Source organism: Streptomyces sp. NRRL B-1140, assembly GCF_001280065.1.
In the GTDB taxonomy this organism is placed as follows: Bacteria; Actinomycetota; Actinomycetes; order Streptomycetales; family Streptomycetaceae; genus Streptomyces.
Genome location: NZ_LGEA01000091.1, coordinates 452872 through 468638, shown reverse-complemented (window position 1 = coordinate 468638; position 15767 = coordinate 452872). Strand labels below are relative to the sequence as shown.

Here is a 15767-nt window from a genome sequence, read left to right as displayed (position 1 = left end):
ACCACCGGCCGCATAATCTGATGTACGACGCGTCCGGGGCGGGGAGGGGACTGACGTGTCTTTCCGCTACTACCTGTACATCAGTGACAGCAAGGTCGACATGATGCTCGCACAGATCGACCCGGCACTGTCCAGGAAGAAGACCTCCGAGCTGAGCGTGGACCTGAAGATCTTCAGTGCCAAGCGCGGGTTGGAATTCGAGTCGGGCACCGACAGGATCGTTCGCCTCGAGCGCGTCATGCGCCATCTGGAGGAGTTCGGCGACCTGGGCTCGATCGAGGAGCCCGGCCAGTTCTTCCGCGGGTCACTACCCATGCGGTGGGGACCTTTTCACGGGACGTCACTGGTCTACTTCGGCGGTGGCACCGGGCAGACCGTCGTGGGGCTCGGTGGTTCGGGCAGATACGTGCTGGGCTCCCTGGAGCAGTCGGCCGAGCAGTCCAGGGCGCGCTCGGTCATGCCGTCCCTGATCGACGGGCTGACCGCGGAGCCGGAGGTCGAGGACCTCCTGGGCAGAGGGACCGGTGCCGACGCGGACGTACTGCAGGCAGTCCGGCTGGCCAACGACAGGCTGCGCGGCCCGGTGCAGCACGTGGAGTTCATCGCCAAGCGACTGCTGCACGGGCAGGTCGAGGGGCAGTCCATCGTGCTGGGCACACCGCTGTACGTGGCGTTGGTCGACTGATCCGGCATGACAGGGGCGTTGTGGCGGCCGGGTCAGGTGGTACACGGGCTCTACGAGATTCTCGACGTGATCCGCAGCGGTGGCATGGGGCTGGTGTACCGAATCCGGCACCGGGGATGGCGCATGGACCTCGCAGTCAAGGTGCCACGTCCGGAGTTGGTCGTGTCGCCGCAGGGGATGCGTGGTTTCGAGGCCGAAGCCGAGTCGTGGGTGCGGCTCGGACTGCATCCGCACACCGTGAACTGCGTCTATGTGAGGCGGCTGGACGGATTGCCACGGGTGTTCGCCGAGTGGGCCGACGGCGGCAGCCTCGCCGAAGCCGTGCGGCGACGAACGATCCATCGGGGTGGGCTGCGACAGCTGCTGGACATCGCGATCCAGTGTGCGTGGGGACTGGCGCACGCCCACGCGAGCGGGCTGGTCCATCAGGACGTGAAACCCGCCAACGTGCTTCTGACCGGCGAAGGCCCGGCGGGTACGGCGAAGGTCACCGACTTCGGCCTGGCCAAAGCGCGGGTGGCGGCGGGTGAGCGGCCCCTCGGCTCGGCACTCGTCAGTTTCGGCGGACTGACCCCCGCGTACTGTTCGCCGGAACAGGCACGGGCCGCCGCAGGGCGGCCGGTCGGCCTGACCCGGGCCACGGACGTGTGGTCATGGGGACTGACCGTGCTCGAGATGTTCACCGGCGGCCCGCCGACGAGGTTCGGACAGGCAGCTCGCGAGGCACTGGACATGTTCGTCCGCGAGAGCCGAAGGGATCCGGTGATCCCTCCGCTGCCGGCCGACGTGGAGGAACTGCTCCGCCGCTGTTTCGAGCCCGACCCGGCCGCCCGGCCGACCGACATGAGGGAACTGGCCGACGAGTTGATCGGTCTCTATGCCCGGCTGACCTGTGAGACCTATCCGCGACAACGGCCGCACGCGGCGCAGCTGCTCGCCGACGGGCTGTCCAATCAGGCGCTGTCCATGCTCGACCTCGGACATTCCCGAACCGCCGAGGAGCTGTGGGCGCAGGCGCTGGCGGTCGATCCGCGCCATCTCCGCAGCGTCTTCAACCAGGGACTGCACCGCTGGCGCGCGGGCCAGGACACGGACACGCACCTGATGAGCCGGCTGGAACAGGCCGGCACCGGCAGTCGGCACCATCAGCTGAGCAAGTATCTGCTCGGTCTCGTGCACCTGGAACGCGGCGCCCCGGAGCAGGCCGTGCCGCTGCTGCGCGACGCGGCCGCGGAGGTGCCGGAGGCAGCAGCCGCGCTGGACACCGCCCAGCGGCTGTCCGGGCCGCGTGAACCGGTCACGCTGGCCGGACACGAGGGTGCTGTGGGACCAGTGGCGACGAGTACCGACGGCCGCATCGGGGTCTCCGGCGGGGAGGTGACCACGTATCCCCCGCCGCCGGGCAGCGAGGGCGGCACGGTGTGTGTATGGGATCTGCGCTCCGGTCGTCGTCTGCACAAACTGGCGGGGCATGCACGGCGCGCCGAGTCGGTCGCGGTGAGCGCCGACGGCCGGATCGTGGCTTCCTGTGGTGATGACGACGTCATCCTTGTCTGGGACACGGTGAGCGGGCGTCAGCTGCACCGGTTGTCGTCCCCCGCGCGGTCGGTCGCGCTGACCCCGGACGGCAGACTGCTGGTATCGGCCTCGGCAGACGGCTCCCTGCTGGTCTGGGACACGGCCGGCGGACGCACGGTACGGACTTTGCAACGCCCGCGTCGGATCGCCGGGACGTTGGCGCACCCGCTCGTGGCGACAGCCGAGCGGGTGGTCCGCTGGGACCGGGATCTGAGCCGGCTCCAGGTCTGGGACCTGACGACAGGACACCTCGTGCGTTCGCTCCCGACCGCCCGGATGGACGTGGTGCTGCTGCCCGACGGCCGGTCCGCCGTGGCGGGCGACGAGGAACGGCTGGAGCTGTGGGATCTCGACACCGGTGAGCGGACACGCTCCGTGGTGCCGGGCGAGGCCCTGGGCGAGCCGCTTGCGGCAGGCGACGACGGTCGCGTCGTTCTCGTCGCGGGGCCGAGCGGTCCGCAGTGGTGGGACCTGCGTACGGGCCGCTGCCTTCGCACCCTCTCCACCAGCGTGCAGAAGCTCGCACTGCGTGCCGACGGGCGGGTGGCCCTCTCCTCTTCGTACAGGGCGCTGCAACTGTGGGAGGTGACCGGACCCGGACCAGGCGCACCGTGGAGCTACGCGAGGCCGGTCTCCGCTGTCGAGCACTCCCAGGGCGCTCGGGCCGTCGTACGGGCCCTCGACCGGGCCGACCGCCATGTCGGTGAGGATCAATGGGCTGCGGCGGCCGACGAGTTGCGCACCGGGTTACGAGTGCCAGGCTATGCACACAACCGTGAGCTGCTCGACTGGTTGGCGCGTGTGGGCCGTCACGGTCGGCGCCGCGGACTGCTGGCGGTCTGGCAGACGCGGGAGTTGCCGGTGCCTGATGTGGAGGAGCCCGGCTACAGCGCGATCGGGGGGACCACCCGCTCGTTCAGCATGGGACCGGCCAGCGTCCTGTCCGTGAGTTCCGACGGCAGGTTCTTCCTGACGTGCGCGTTCCGCACCATGAACCTGTGGGACCTTCAAACCGGTGAAGCACGGGGGACGCTGAGCACGCACGGTCCGGCCCTGCGAGCCGCCACCCTCAGTCCCGACGGCAGTGTCGTCGTCTCGGGCGCCGAGGACAAGACCGTGGTGGTGTGGGACACCCGGACCTGCCGGCCACGGCATGTGCTCACGGGCCACCCGGGCGAAGTCGACGCGGTGGGCGTCAGCTCTGACGGCCGGCTGGCCGTCTCGGGCTGCCGGAACGGGACCGTCCGGGTCTGGGATCTCGCCGACGGTTCGTGTCTGCGCGTTCTCACCGGGCACCCCGCATGGATCACCACGGTGGCCATGAGCCTGGACACCCGTCTCGTCCTGGTGGGGGGTTTCGACGGCACAGGAGCCGTCTGGGACGTGGCGGCCACCCGTCTCCTGCGCATCCTGCCCGGCCGCGCGCAGCACGTCACCCCGGCCATGGTGAGCGTCGACGGGCGGATCGTGCTCTCGCCCGGCCATGCTTCGAGCGGCATCTGGGTCAGCGACCCCTGGACCAACACGCTGTACGACATGCTGCCCGGCCACCACCCCGAGACCGTCACGTCCGTCGTCGCCCATCCCGACGGCAGCACCGGGTACTCCGCGGGCCATGACGGCACGGTACGCGTCTGGGACCTCGCCGACTCCACCTGCCGACATGTCCTGAGTGGTCACGAAGGCGCCGTGCACACGCTCGTCCCCTGCTCCGGCGGCCGGTTCGCCCTGTCCGGCGGTGCCGACGGAACGCTGCGGGTATGGGACCTGCAGGACGGACGGTGCCTGCACACTCTGGCCGGCCACTTGGGCGGTGTGGTGTGGCTGGGGGTGAGCCGCGACGCGCAGACGGCCGTTTCGGTCGGCAAGGACGACAAGGCCCGGGTGTGGCGGCTCGCGTGGGACTTCGACTTCCCCGCTCCGCAGGACTGGCACGAGAGCGCGCGCCCGTACGTCGACGCCTTCCGAAGGCGCCGGGCCTGGATCGAAGCCGATGTCGGGCATCTGCTGGACACGCTCACCGACGCCGGATTCGGCTGGCTACGCCGCGAAACGGTACGCGACCTGGCGAGGGGGAGAGGACACGAACCATGGTGATTGAGTGTGGGGGTTGGGGATGCGACCGGTTGATCTCGATATCGACCGTCCCCGGCGGCAACCCGGTGGCGCTGAGTGAGCCGGATGCCTGGGCGATCGAGTTCTCGATCTGCGAGGACTGCAAGGAGCCCCTCTGTGACCGGTGCACAAGAAAGCGGACCAGAGGGTTCCGTGCCGTGCGGTGCCCCTGGTGCCACGGCGGGCTCATTGACGGCAGGCACCGCTGGGAGGAGGTGACCAGCCGACCGTATCCGGAGGCGATCACTCGGTACGAGGAAGGGCTCGCCCTCGCCGAGGCGGGACGGATCGCGGAAGCGATGCCCGCGTTCGACTCCGCTGTACGACTCCGGCCCACGTACGTCCTCGCGCACTTTCATCGCGGGATCGCCCTGGGGGAGCTGGGGCGCAACACCGAGGCGCTGGAAGCCCTCGACGAGGCGAGCCGCCTCGACCTCTTCAACCCTCTGGCCAGCTTCGAGAAGGGCGCCATCCACGAAGAGCTGTCCCAGCCGCAGCAGGCCATCAAGGCGTACGACGAGGCGATCCGCCGCGAGCCGCGCTATATCGCCCCCCGCATCAACAAGGCCGTCATGCTGAACGAACTGGCTCAGTGGGACGAGGCACTGGCGGTCTGTGACGACACCATCAGGATCATCGAGGCGGACCAGGGCATCGACGGCGCCGAGCACGCGTACGCGCACATCCAGGCTGCGAAAGGCGCGTGTCTGCTGAACCTCCGGCGTGACGAGGAGGGCCTCGCGGCGTTGGACGTCGCCATCGCCAACGGCCCCGACGACCCGCTCACCTACCGCAACCGGGGGATCGCACTGGAGCGGCTGGGGCGGCACGAGGAAGCCCGGCTGTCCCTCCGGATCGCCGAGGAGTGCGCTGAGCAGGACAACTGATGGCGGACATACAGACGGACATGCGGGCGAGCGTGACGCTGTCAGTGCGTGCGGGCGACCGAACCAGGCATGACTACAGGTTCACCGAGCCCGGCACCTGTCTCGTCGGACGGGCGCCGGACTGCGGGGTGCGGATCGGGACGGACGACAGCCGCGTGTCGAGACTCCACTGCCTGCTGGACCTCGACCCACCGGAGGTCCGGGTGCGTGACCTGGGCAGCCGTAACGGCACATATGTCAACGGTGTCAAGGTCGATGAGTGCTCGCTCGCGCACGGTGACGAGATACGCATCGGTCGAACCATGCTGCGGGTATCGGTGACCGCACCCGCGCCCTCGGGGCTGACGTCGTGCCGGCACTGCGGACTCGCTGTCCCCGGGACCGGCTCCGGGAACGGCGAAACGATCTGCGGGGCCTGTCGTCGTACGCCCCGCGCAGTGCTGATCGACTTGTTGAACCGTGTCTCCAACGGTGACGCCGGGCCGAAGGCGGCCCACGGATACCAGGTGCTTCGCGAGATCGGTCGCGGTGGGCAAGGAGTCGTCTACCTCGCGCGGCACGAATCCTCCGGTGAGCTGAGGGCGTTTAAGGTTCTGCTGTCCGAGGCGGCGGTCGATCCCTACGCCAGGAACGGGTTTCTGCGTGAGATCGAGAACACCAGGGCCCTGCGGCACCCGAACATCGTCGAATTCCGGGACAGCGGTGCGCTGGGGGCGGCGTTCTTCCTCGCCTGCGAATTCTGCGAGGGAGGCAGCGTCGATCAGTTGACCGTCCCCCTGCCGCCCGAGCGTGCCGTGAAGATCGCGCTCGGCGTGCTGGACGGACTCGCATACGCCCACGACCAGGGGCTTGTCCACCGTGACATCAAGCCGCAGAACATCCTGCTGTCCGGGCCGGTCTCGGCGAGGGTGCCGAAGCTGGCCGACTTCGGGCTGGCCAAGGCGTTCGAGAACGCGGGCCTCTCCGGGCACACGCGCACCGGCTCGCTCGGCGGCAGTGTGGCCTTCATGTCCCGGCCCCAGGTGATCGACTACAAGTTCGCCAAGCCGGAGGTGGATGTGTGGTCCGCGGCGGCCTCTCTGTACTGGTTGCTCACCGGCTCGGCGCCACGCCGGTTCCCCGCCCGCACCGACCCGGTCATGGTCGTACTGTCCGAGACGGCCGTACCGATCCGCGAGCGAGCCCCCTCGCTGCCCCGCCGACTGGCTGCAGTGGTCGACGAGGCCCTCGTCGACAGCCCCCGCATCCCGATCGGTACCGCTGCGGAGCTGCGGCGGGCCTTGAGCGATGCTCTGCCCTGACACGAGCGGCCGCCGCCAAGGACTCAGCCGGGGCACGCACAGTGAGGGCCGGGGCCGGAACGCGATGAGCGGCCCACCCCGCAGCCATCTCCTCGCCCGTGACGTCCTCGGGGATCGGCAGCCGAGTCGCCCCGAGCGGCCTCCCCATCGCGGCGTACCAGGTCCGGTGTGCCTCAGGTCGTAAAACCGGAAGCCCTCCGACATGCCGACGACCTCCCGGGCCTTCCGCCACTTCCGCCACTTCCGCCCGAAGGTGCTGCGCCGGAAGGGAGCGCCCTTCTGCCGTTGCTCGGTCGCCCGTCCTCGGTGCCACGGCAGATTGACTCCGGGTGGCGCGCAGTGGCGCCGACACAACCCACAGGCCAGCGGCGACCGCAGGCACAACCACTCCCGGAACCAGGCACCCCGGCTCGGCCCGTGATCACGCACGGAGGTAGGTAAGGACCGCGAGGACGCGCAGGTGCCCCTCGCCGTCGAGGTGGAGTTCCAGTTTCTGCAAGGTCGGCATCGCGGTCGTCACCAACACCGGCCTGCTTTCGGGAGACGACGCCCCCACCCAGATCGCGCAGGGTCTCGTCGACCTGGCCCAGGGCAGGAACCGAGGTGGTCAAGCCCTTCTCGATGACGGCCGACTGGGTTCTGGCGGCCCTCACCCTGCTGGCGACGGGCCTCGGCATCCGCGGCGTGCTTCGTGCTCGGCGCTGGGCACGGCACACCGCACGGTGACGGTGGTGGAGAGCGGCACTGCGGCTGCTGTCCCATGCCCTTCCGGTCCTCTTCCTGACCCAACTCGCCTCGCTCCTGGGCCTGCTGATGAACCGCTCCGGAACCCTTGCTCAGACCGCCTACGCCTGGTCCGCCCTCGTCGTCTGTGCGGGCGCCGGTGCCCTTGCTTCCACCTCGATCGTCACCGCACGGGCCCTCGCTCTGCTTCGGCACCGCCATGGCCGTCGCGCCCGGCACGGAGCACTCGGTGCAGGGGACGAGTACCAGACCACCCAGCCTGGCTGACAGCACCAGGAGGGGAACGCAGACCCGGCAGCCACACGGCTCGGAGCAGCGCGCAGACCGAGGCCGAACTGGAGACGGCCGCCGAGAAGGGCTTCACCGCCGCAGTCGTCATCAGCAACGGCATCGCGAGCACCATCCACGACGGTAACCGAGCCACACCCCCATGGCGAGCCTGGCGATGGCACCCGCACCCTCGAGATGGGCCGCCGCGGCCTCGGAGGCAACTCAGCCGCGGCTGAACTTCACCCAGCCGTTGACCGCCCGTCACGTTCACCGACGCATTCATCAGGGGCGCGTTCGGGGTCGAGCAGATCTGCCAACTCCGTGGAATAGGCGCCTGGTAAAGCCTCCAGCGTCCGCATTCTGCGAGCGGCACCATTCAATTCGTCGAAGACGAGGTCAACCGTTACGCGCCGCCCCAGTCCCAACTGGCCGCCGTGCGCGCTCCGTAGAGCTTCCGCGGCCCCGTAACGGTTCAGTGCGTGCAGGTGGGATCACTCAGCGAATGGCTACGAACGAGTCCGGTCACCAATTCCCAGCAGTCGCGCTTTTTTCTCGCGATTACACGCTCCTTTGTGATCACTTCTTAACCGGCCTCCCGTGTAAAGCCGGTGTCACCCTTGCTAGGTTGAGGCCCGCGCCTCCGAGACGAAGTCAGGTAAGTCTCGGAGTTCCCCAGAGGCAGAATTCCCTCTGAGTCTTCACTGAGGCGTTTCCTTGGATGCTCGACACCGCTACGGCTGAGCCTTGCTGCTTCCAGCCGCGCCCTCCGACATCCAATCCCCCCAACACATCAGAAAGCGCACGCAAGTGATGAGATCCCTTCAGCGTTTCGCTACCCCGTTGGCCGTCACAGCTGTGACGGTCGTGCTGAGCACGCCGGGGCTGGCCGCCGCCGACGAGGCGGCCGACGGCAAGGACGCCACGTACTACATCTCGCTCGGTGACTCCCTGGCCTCCGGTTACCAGCCGGACGTGGACAAGGACACCGACGCCGCCTACACCGACCAGCTCTACGCGCAGCTCAAGCAGCGCACCCCCGGGCTGAAGCACATACGCCTCGGTTGCACCGCTGAGACCACCGACTCCCTGATCCAGGGCGGGAAGTGCGACTACCCGAACGCCAAGTCCCAGCTGGACGCCGCCCTGAAGGCCATGGCCCAGCACCGCGGCAAGGTCGCCTACGTGACGCTCAGCGTGGGCGCGAACGACATCCTGCTGAACTGCGTCAGCCCGGCCGGCACCCTCGACGGGTCGTGCCTGAACAGCCGTAGCCAGACCATGGCGAAGAACCTCGCGCAGATCGCGGGCGCGCTCCGTAAGGCGGGTACGGGCGACACCCAGTTCGTGGGCTCGACGTACCAGAACCCGTTCCTGGCGGCCTGGTTGCAGGGCGCAGCGGGGCAGCAGGCGGCCAAGGAGTCGGCACCCCTGGTCAGGGCAGCCAACTCGGGGATCGCCCAGGTGTACAAGGCCACCGGCTTCAAGGTGGCGGACGTGGCCGGGGCCTTCTCCTCGGACGACTTCACCACCCAGGTGAACGTACCCGGCACGGGCGAGGTGCCGGCCAACGTGGCCAAGATCTGCCAGCTGACCTGGGCGTGCACGAAGAAGGACCCCCACCCCAACGCCGAGGGCCACAAGGTGATCGCGGGTGCCTTCGCGGCGCAGCTCACCGACAGTGCCGCACCCGGAGGAAGCCCGTCCCCGACCCCGGGCGAGACGGCCCCGTCGGGTACGGGCGAGTCCCCGGCCCCCAGCGAGCCGGCTACGCCCGGGTCCGGCACGGGCACGGGGGCGAACAGCCCGTCCGCGAACGGAGGTCTCGCCGAGACCGGCGCGTCGAGCAACACGCCCGTCCTCGCCGGCGCGGGTCTCGCGGTCGTGGCGGTCGGTGCCGCAGCGGTCTACTTCGCGCGCAAGCGCCGTGGTGGCGCGCAGAGCTGACGGTAAGCCGGTGAAGCGCGGTTGAGCGCCGTGTACGGCGTCTTCGGCAGTTTCTGTGCCGACGCGACGGTCGACACCTACCTGGCCACCGGCCGCCTGCCGGTCACGGACGTCACCTGCGACCGGCTTCCGGGCTGAGGGAGGCGGTCCGGCGGCCGCCTCCCCTTCCCCCCGTTCGACCGGGTCCTACTCGATGCTCCAGCCGACGCTGCCGACACCCGAGCTGTACCAGGCACAGGTGGCGGAGGACTGGCCGTACTGGCCCGGGCTCAGGGTCACCCAGTCGCCGGAGACGTCGGGGGCCCGGCCGCAGACGACCTCGGCCCGGAACCGGATGGTGCGGTCGCTGTTGTTCGTGCAGCTGGCGATGCCCCGGTCCGTGTCGACGCCGTGGACCGCGCCACGGCAGTCGACCGAGCCCGCGGCCGACGCCGGGGCGGCCATGGCGCCGACGGACAGGGCCACCGCCGAGACGGTGGTGGCCAGACCTGCGGCGAACATCTTCTTACTGCGGATCATTGTCGTGCCCCCGAGAGGTCGCGGTCTGTATGTGCTGACCTCAGTGAAGGGCACGGAGGCCGCTCCGGGTACCAGACATCTGTCAGGGTGCCCGGCCACGCGGTCGTGTTCAGGCGGGCCGGGCGGGAGCCCGCAGTTCGATCTCGTATCCGCCCTGTGGCGTGGGTCCGGCGGTGAGGGTGCCGTTGAGCAGTTCAGCGCGTTCTCTCAGGCCGATCAGGCCGTGCCGGGCGCTGGGCAGGGCGACGGACGGGCGGGTGGGGGCGGTGTTGGTGACGGTGACGCCGAAGTGCTGCGCGTCGTGCCGCAGGCGCACCTCGGCACGGGCGCCGGGGGCGTGCTTGCGTACGTTCGTGAGGGCTTCCTGGACCGTGCGGTAGACGGTGCGTTGGGCGGTGGTGCTGATGCCGGGCGGGAGCTCACCGGTCAGGGTGGTCTCGATGCCGCTGTTGGCGATCAGCTGCTGGAGGTCGGCGAGGGTGGGCTGGGGGGTGAGTTCGGTTTCCTTGCCGCCGGAGGCGCGCAGCAGGGTGACCATGTGGCGCAGTTCGTCGAGGGTGTTCACGCTCAGGGTGCGGATGGTGCGGGCGGCGTCGCGGGCGTCGGGGTCCTTGGCGGCGACCTGCAGGGCTCCGGCCTGGACGGCGATGAGGCTGACCTGGTGGGAGACGACGTCGTGCATCTCGCGGGCCAGTTGGGCGCGTTCGTGGGCCAGGGCGGCCTGGGCGTACAGGGCGCGTTCGTGTTCGCGGGCCACTTCGACCTCGACGAGCTGGCGGGCCACGTCGTGTCTGGCCTGCACGAGCTGGCCGAACAGGATCGGGGCGAAGGCCGTGGCCAGCGTGTAGACGAACTGGATGAACGTCCAGGTGCGGTCGCCGGGAAACGTGTCGCCGGAGACCGTGTCGGACAGGGGCCAGGCGAGGGTGCCCGCCGCCGCGTTCAGCAGGGCGCATCCGGCCAGCAGGGGGCGGTTGCGGGTGCGCGTCGCCAGTGTGTACAGGGCGGCGATCGGCGCGACGGCCACGTCCATGAACAGGGTCATGGGCAGGGTCAGCAGGAAGACGGCCAGTGGAAAGCGCCTGCGCAGGACCAGTCCGGCGCAGCCGAGGGCGGCGCAGGCCCATATGAACGGTGTCGCCTCGTCGAGGAGGTTGATCAAGGCGTCCAGCGCGGCGAGCAGGACGAGGCCCGAGTCGACGGCCCAGGGCGGCACCCGCCGCCACCGTGCCTGAGCCCTGTTCATCACCCGTCGCCCTTCACCGCGTTGGCTCCGTCGCCACCGAGCAGTCCGGCCCGCTCGGCGAGGAGCGCCGCCGGGACGCGGCTGGAGACCCGGAGCTTGGTCAGGATCGAGCTGACGTGGTCCTTGACGGTGCCCGCGCTCAGATGGATGCGGGTGCCGATGTCGGCGTTGGACAGTCCTTCCGCGATCAGGACGAGGACGTCGCGTTCGCGGTCGGTGAGCAGATTCACCCGCGCCACGTCCGCGTCCTGGGGCGTGTCCGCCCCCGGATGGCCGCGCAACAGAGCCCGCGAGGCCTTCGGGGACATCACCACCCCGCCCGCGGCCAGGGTGCGTACGAGTTGGGCGAGTTGTTCGGGCTCGGTGTCCTTGAGCAGGAAGCCCGAGGCTCCCGAGCGCAGCGCGGTCAGGATGTACTCGTCGGTGTCGAAGGTGGTCAGCATGGCCACCTTCGGCGGCTCGGGCAGCGCCTGGATCTCCCTGAGGACGGTCAGGCCGTCCACGTCCGGCATGCGGATGTCGAGGAGGACGACGTCCGGGCGCTCGCGCCGGATGGCGTCGGTGGCCCGCGCTCCTTCCGCGGTCGCCACGACCTGGATGTCCCCGGAGGCGTTCAGGATCAGCTCGAACCCGGACCGCACCAGTGCCTCGTCGTCCACCACCACTACCCGGATCACCGGCGTTCCGCCTCACACTCGTCTGTTCTGCACAGCTTCTCGTCGTCCTGTACGCCCCTGCGCCTCGCATCGGGGCGTCCGCGTCCTCGTACGGCGACCGCCTGCTGTCGACGGTACGTCCGGGACGGCGCGCGGCGGTGCGGCCGCTGCGGACACCAGCCATCCGGCAGGCCCGATCCAGCCGGTCGGGGGGAGCGCTCCGGCCTGTCGGCGGGCGGGTGGGCGAGGCTCGGCAGATGGTGCCGGCGGCTCTCGTCCGGTGGGATCGGTCAAGCCCGCCCGAGTCGGCGGGCCCAGTCGATGTCCGTACCGTTCGAGGACCATCCGCCATGCCCCCCTTGTACCTGCGTCAGCCTGTCCGTGCTCTGCGCCGCTGTGCCGCGCGGCCCCATGTGCTGTTCGGGGGCGTGTACGGGGCGGTACTGGCCAGCTCCATGGTGGCCGCCCTGACGGAGCAGGGTGAGACAACGCCCGCCGACCGGTTCAGCAGCGCCCAGTGGCTCCTGGTCACGGCCGTCGCATCGGCCTTGGCGCACGGTTACGCGCATCTGATCGCCCTGCGCGGCGACCAGGACCATCACGGGGCACGGGCCACGGTCCGGCTGTTGCTGTCCGAGTGGCCGTTGGTGGTGGCGACGGTGCCGACACTGGTGCTGCTGCTCGGCACGGCCTGGGGGTGGTGGCCCTCGGCGGGCATCGAGTACGTGGCCTTCGCCGTGAACGTGGCGCTGCTGTTCGCCTGGGGCCTGTTCGCGGCCCGCGCTGCCGGTCGTACGTGGGGTTCCGCCTTGAAGATCGGCACGGTGGACGCGTTGCTCGGGCTTGCGGTCGTGGTGGCCAACGCCCTGATCAAGTAGGGCGGTGGCCGTCCGGGCCCGCGGATCGGCCGGCGACGGTGTTCCGCCGGTCGGCGGGGCGGTCCCGGCCGGTCGGCGGGGGTGGTACCGAAGCCTGCCGGATGGTCCGCCTCCCGAGGGCACCGAAAGCTCTTCCGTATGACATGGATACAACCGCCGCAGGAGGCACCCGCACCGCAGGAGAACGCGCCTCCCGTCCCCCGGACCCCGCCCGATACCGCCGGGCAGGCCCGCGGAGGTCCCTCGATGGGACGCCTGGTCGGGGTGGATCTGGCCCGCGCGCTGGCGGTGTTCGGTATGTACGTCGTGCACATCGCCCCGATGCCGTCAGCCGGGGACAACCTCGGCAGCTGGGTGTACTCCCTGGCCGAGGGGCGCTCGTCGGCCCTGTTCGCCACCCTCGCCGGGTTCTCGCTGATGCTGATCGCCGGCCGCCTTGAGCCGAAGACCGGTCTGGCGGGCCGGCAGGCGAAGGCCCGGATCGCGATCCGAGCCGTGATCCTGCTGGCGCTGGGCACCGTGCTGGCGATGGAGTACGGGGACATCATCATCCTCGCCTACTACGGCGTCTACTTCCTCCTCGCGCTGCTCCTGGTGCGACTGAGCGCCAAGAGGCTGGCGATCACAGCGGCGGGGATCGCGCTCGTCATGCCGCAGCTGGCGTTCGTTTCGAGGATGTGGCTGAGCGACTCCGTCCAGCAGAGCATCAACGCCTACGACCCGCTGGAACGGCTCAGCACCGTGGGGGTACTCGATCTGCTGCTCACGGGCCTCTACCCGACGATCACGTGGATGGCGTTCGTGATCGCCGGCATGGCCCTGGCCCGCCTCGACCTGACCGCCGCCACCGTCCAGCGGCGCCTGGCGGCGCTCGGGGCAAGCCTCACCGTAGGCGCCTACGGCCTGGCCACGCTGCTGGGTGGCACGAGTGCGGTGTTGAGCTTCAGGGGAGGCGGAGGGCCGCCCAGCGGCTCGGGAGCGGGGTCCATGGGCAGCGGGCCCGGGGCGGGGTCCATGGGCAGCGAGTCCCTGGGCGGCGGGTCCATGGGCAGCGGGTCCGGCGGGCTTGTGCAGTCGGCCTCGGACCTGCTGGGTGCCGCGTCGCACACCGGCACCACTCTCGACACCATCGGCTGCCTGGGTGTCGCGATCCTCGTGATCGTGGGCGCGACGGTGGCGATCGACCGCCTGCCGCGACTGCGCCGCCTGGCGAAACCGGTCATCGCCGTGGGCACCATGTCCCTGACGGCCTACGTCGGCCACTTCCTCGCACAGTCCGCGTGGCCCGCTTCCGGCGCCGGCACCACGAAGTCCTGGGTGCCCGTGCTCACGTACATCCTGGGGGCGATCGTGTTCGCCGCGATCTGGTCCCGCTTCTTCCGCCGCGGTCCCCTGGAGTACCTGCTCAACGCCGCCACCAAGCCCGCGAAGTTCATCCGTTGAGCTCCGGCCGGGGTCACTCGGCTTTCTGCTCCGTCCCGGCCTGAACGGTCTGCCCGGCCCGCAACGGATCGCCCTTGCGGGCTTCGGCTGTGGTCGATGAGTCCGGCTCGTCGGTCCCCGGGGAGCCAGGCCCGGCAGCCGGCGGGGGCGGGCCGGTCAGGGACCGGGCGATGACCACCGAGCCGCCGCCGTGGAGCAGAACGCTGCCGAGCACCGTCAGGGTCATGGCGTACAGGGCGGTGTCGGCGTACCGCCCGTCCGGCAGCGCGTTGAACGCGAGCAGGCCGAACACGATGGAGGTGGTACCGCGTGGTCCGAGCGCGCCGACCATGAGCCGTTCCCGCCAGGTGAACGTCGAGCCGAGGAACGCGAACATGATCGGGAGGACGCGCACGACGGTGAGCGCGGCGAGGCAGAGCACGACGGCGGGCCAGTCGATGCCCTCGCCCAGGGCGAGCACCACGGCGTTGCCGAAGAAGAACCACATGCACATCGTCATCATCGAGGTGGTGTCCTCGATGAGCTGGAAGTCCGAGGCGTGGGGAGCCGAAGCGCCCCGTCGGCGGACCGGCGCCTGCCTGACATAACGGAACGCGATCCCGCACACGAACGAGGCCACGAAGCCATTGCCGTCCGTCGCCGTGGTCACGGTGTAGGCGAGCAGCGGTGTGACCAGCACGACGATCCGCCGGGACTGCTCCGTCATCCACTCCGCGCGGTCGGCCATGTTGATCAGCCACGCCACCAGCGCTCCCAGCACGAAGCCGGCCAGGAGGGCCTTCAGCGCGAACGGCACGGCCGTGCCGAGGGCCTGCATGGGAGTGCGGGTGACGGAGTCGGTGCCGACGAGGATCAGCGCGAACAGGAAGAGGGGCGAGACGATGCCGTCGTTGTAGCCGCCCTCCACGTTGAGCACGCTGCGCACCCTCGCCGGGATGCGCCGGTCGCGGACCAGCGTCTCGGCCGGAGCGAAGTCGGTCGGGACGACGATGCACGCGACGAGCAGCAGCAGCGCCACCGGCAGTCCGGGCAGCAGCAGCGTTCCCAGCAGCACCATCGTGACCAGGCTCAGCGGCAGGGCCACCAGCAGTGCCCGCGCGGCGGAGCCGGGGTCGTTGCCGAACAGTCGCCCGCCCGGCAGCTCGGTGGCGTCGACGAACAGCAGGACCGCCAGGATGACCTCGGCCACATGCTGGGCGACCTCGGAGTTCAGGGTGACGGCGATATGGCTGTGGGTGAACACCCCCGTGATCACGCCCGCGAGCACCAGCACCAGAGGAGCCCGCACATGCCGTCGCTCCAGCCGGCCGGCGATCAGCGACCACCCTGCCACCACCGTGGTGATCACAATCAGGACAGAGATCATGTGAATCCGCTTCTGAGCTCGGAACAGGCCTTGTGGCCGCCCCACCGGGACCTCCACAAGGGCGTCGACCGGTATGAGCGCAGGCAGACGGTACATCGGACGAGGCCCGGCGGCCGGCACCGGCCCTTGCGCCCG

General features: G+C 70.0%; 13 protein-coding genes and 1 pseudogene. 10 read left to right on the top strand and 4 right to left on the bottom strand.

Annotated elements, in window-relative coordinates; genetic code table 11:
• Positions 1 to 55: 55 nt before the first annotated feature.
• The 8 genes and pseudogenes from ADK65_RS14020 (at position 56) to ADK65_RS38045 (ending at position 9662) form a co-directional block, all read left to right on the top strand.
• A complete protein-coding gene (locus ADK65_RS14020) occupies positions 56 to 685 on the top strand; it encodes a DUF7019 family protein (protein WP_053670407.1) in 630 nt (209 codons plus the stop codon).
• A 6-nt stretch (positions 686 to 691) separates the two neighbouring features.
• Positions 692 to 4360 carry a protein kinase domain-containing protein gene (locus ADK65_RS14015; protein ID WP_078955952.1) on the top strand — a complete coding sequence of 1223 codons (3669 nt, stop codon included), beginning with the start codon at positions 692 to 694 and terminating at the stop codon, positions 4358 to 4360.
• Entirely contained in the window at positions 4354 to 5265 is a 912-nt protein-coding gene (locus ADK65_RS14010; RefSeq protein ID WP_063788011.1) for a tetratricopeptide repeat protein, read from the top strand. Before ADK65_RS14015 ends, ADK65_RS14010 begins: the two co-directional genes overlap by 7 nt.
• Positions 5265 to 5570 (top strand): annotated as a pseudogene (locus ADK65_RS39920) (FHA domain-containing protein); the annotation flags it as partial. The gene ADK65_RS14010 and the pseudogene ADK65_RS39920, both read left to right, overlap by 1 nt.
• A 132-nt stretch (positions 5571 to 5702) precedes the next feature.
• Positions 5703 to 6566: a serine/threonine-protein kinase gene (locus ADK65_RS14005; protein WP_234352870.1), complete on the top strand. Its 864-nt coding sequence runs from the start codon at positions 5703 to 5705 to the stop codon at positions 6564 to 6566.
• A 603-nt stretch (positions 6567 to 7169) separates the two neighbouring features.
• Positions 7170 to 7292, top strand: coding sequence for a hypothetical protein (locus ADK65_RS39600; RefSeq protein ID WP_267889724.1), 123 nt, complete (start codon positions 7170 to 7172; stop codon positions 7290 to 7292).
• Positions 7293 to 8435: 1143 nt separating this feature from the next.
• A complete protein-coding gene (locus ADK65_RS14000; RefSeq protein WP_053670510.1) occupies positions 8436 to 9524 on the top strand; it encodes an SGNH/GDSL hydrolase family protein in 1089 nt (362 codons plus the stop codon).
• A gap of 30 nt (positions 9525 to 9554) precedes the next feature.
• Positions 9555 to 9662, top strand: coding sequence for an alpha/beta hydrolase (locus ADK65_RS38045; protein WP_420709028.1), 108 nt, complete (start codon positions 9555 to 9557; stop codon positions 9660 to 9662).
• Positions 9663 to 9710: 48 nt separating this feature from the next.
• On the opposite strand, the gene ADK65_RS13995 is transcribed toward ADK65_RS38045, so the two are convergent.
• From ADK65_RS13995 to ADK65_RS13985, 3 genes are all read right to left on the bottom strand, one after another.
• Complete coding sequence (locus ADK65_RS13995; protein ID WP_053670404.1) at positions 9711 to 10043, bottom strand: hypothetical protein; 333 nt, start codon at positions 10041 to 10043, stop codon at positions 9711 to 9713.
• Positions 10044 to 10152: 109 nt separating this feature from the next.
• A complete protein-coding gene (locus tag ADK65_RS13990) occupies positions 10153 to 11289 on the bottom strand; it encodes a sensor histidine kinase (RefSeq protein ID WP_053670403.1) in 1137 nt (378 codons plus the stop codon).
• Positions 11289 to 11966 carry a response regulator gene (locus tag ADK65_RS13985; protein ID WP_078955950.1) on the bottom strand — a complete coding sequence of 226 codons (678 nt, stop codon included), beginning with the start codon at positions 11964 to 11966 and terminating at the stop codon, positions 11289 to 11291. The genes ADK65_RS13990 and ADK65_RS13985 overlap by 1 nt, the downstream gene beginning before the upstream one ends.
• Positions 11967 to 12295: 329 nt before the next feature.
• On the opposite strand from ADK65_RS13985, the gene ADK65_RS13980 reads away from it, so the two are divergent.
• Complete coding sequence (locus tag ADK65_RS13980) at positions 12296 to 12823, top strand: hypothetical protein (RefSeq protein ID WP_053670402.1); 528 nt, start codon at positions 12296 to 12298, stop codon at positions 12821 to 12823.
• A 246-nt stretch (positions 12824 to 13069) separates the two neighbouring features.
• Positions 13070 to 14266 (top strand): DUF418 domain-containing protein, encoded by a 1197-nt coding sequence (locus tag ADK65_RS13975; RefSeq protein ID WP_053670401.1) that lies wholly within the window; start codon positions 13070 to 13072, stop codon positions 14264 to 14266.
• Between the two features lie 13 nt (positions 14267 to 14279).
• Here the strand turns inward: ADK65_RS13975 and ADK65_RS13970 are convergent, their stop codons facing one another.
• Positions 14280 to 15632 (bottom strand): cation:proton antiporter, encoded by a 1353-nt coding sequence (locus ADK65_RS13970; protein WP_063788010.1) that lies wholly within the window; start codon positions 15630 to 15632, stop codon positions 14280 to 14282.
• Positions 15633 to 15767: the final 135 nt, after the last annotated feature.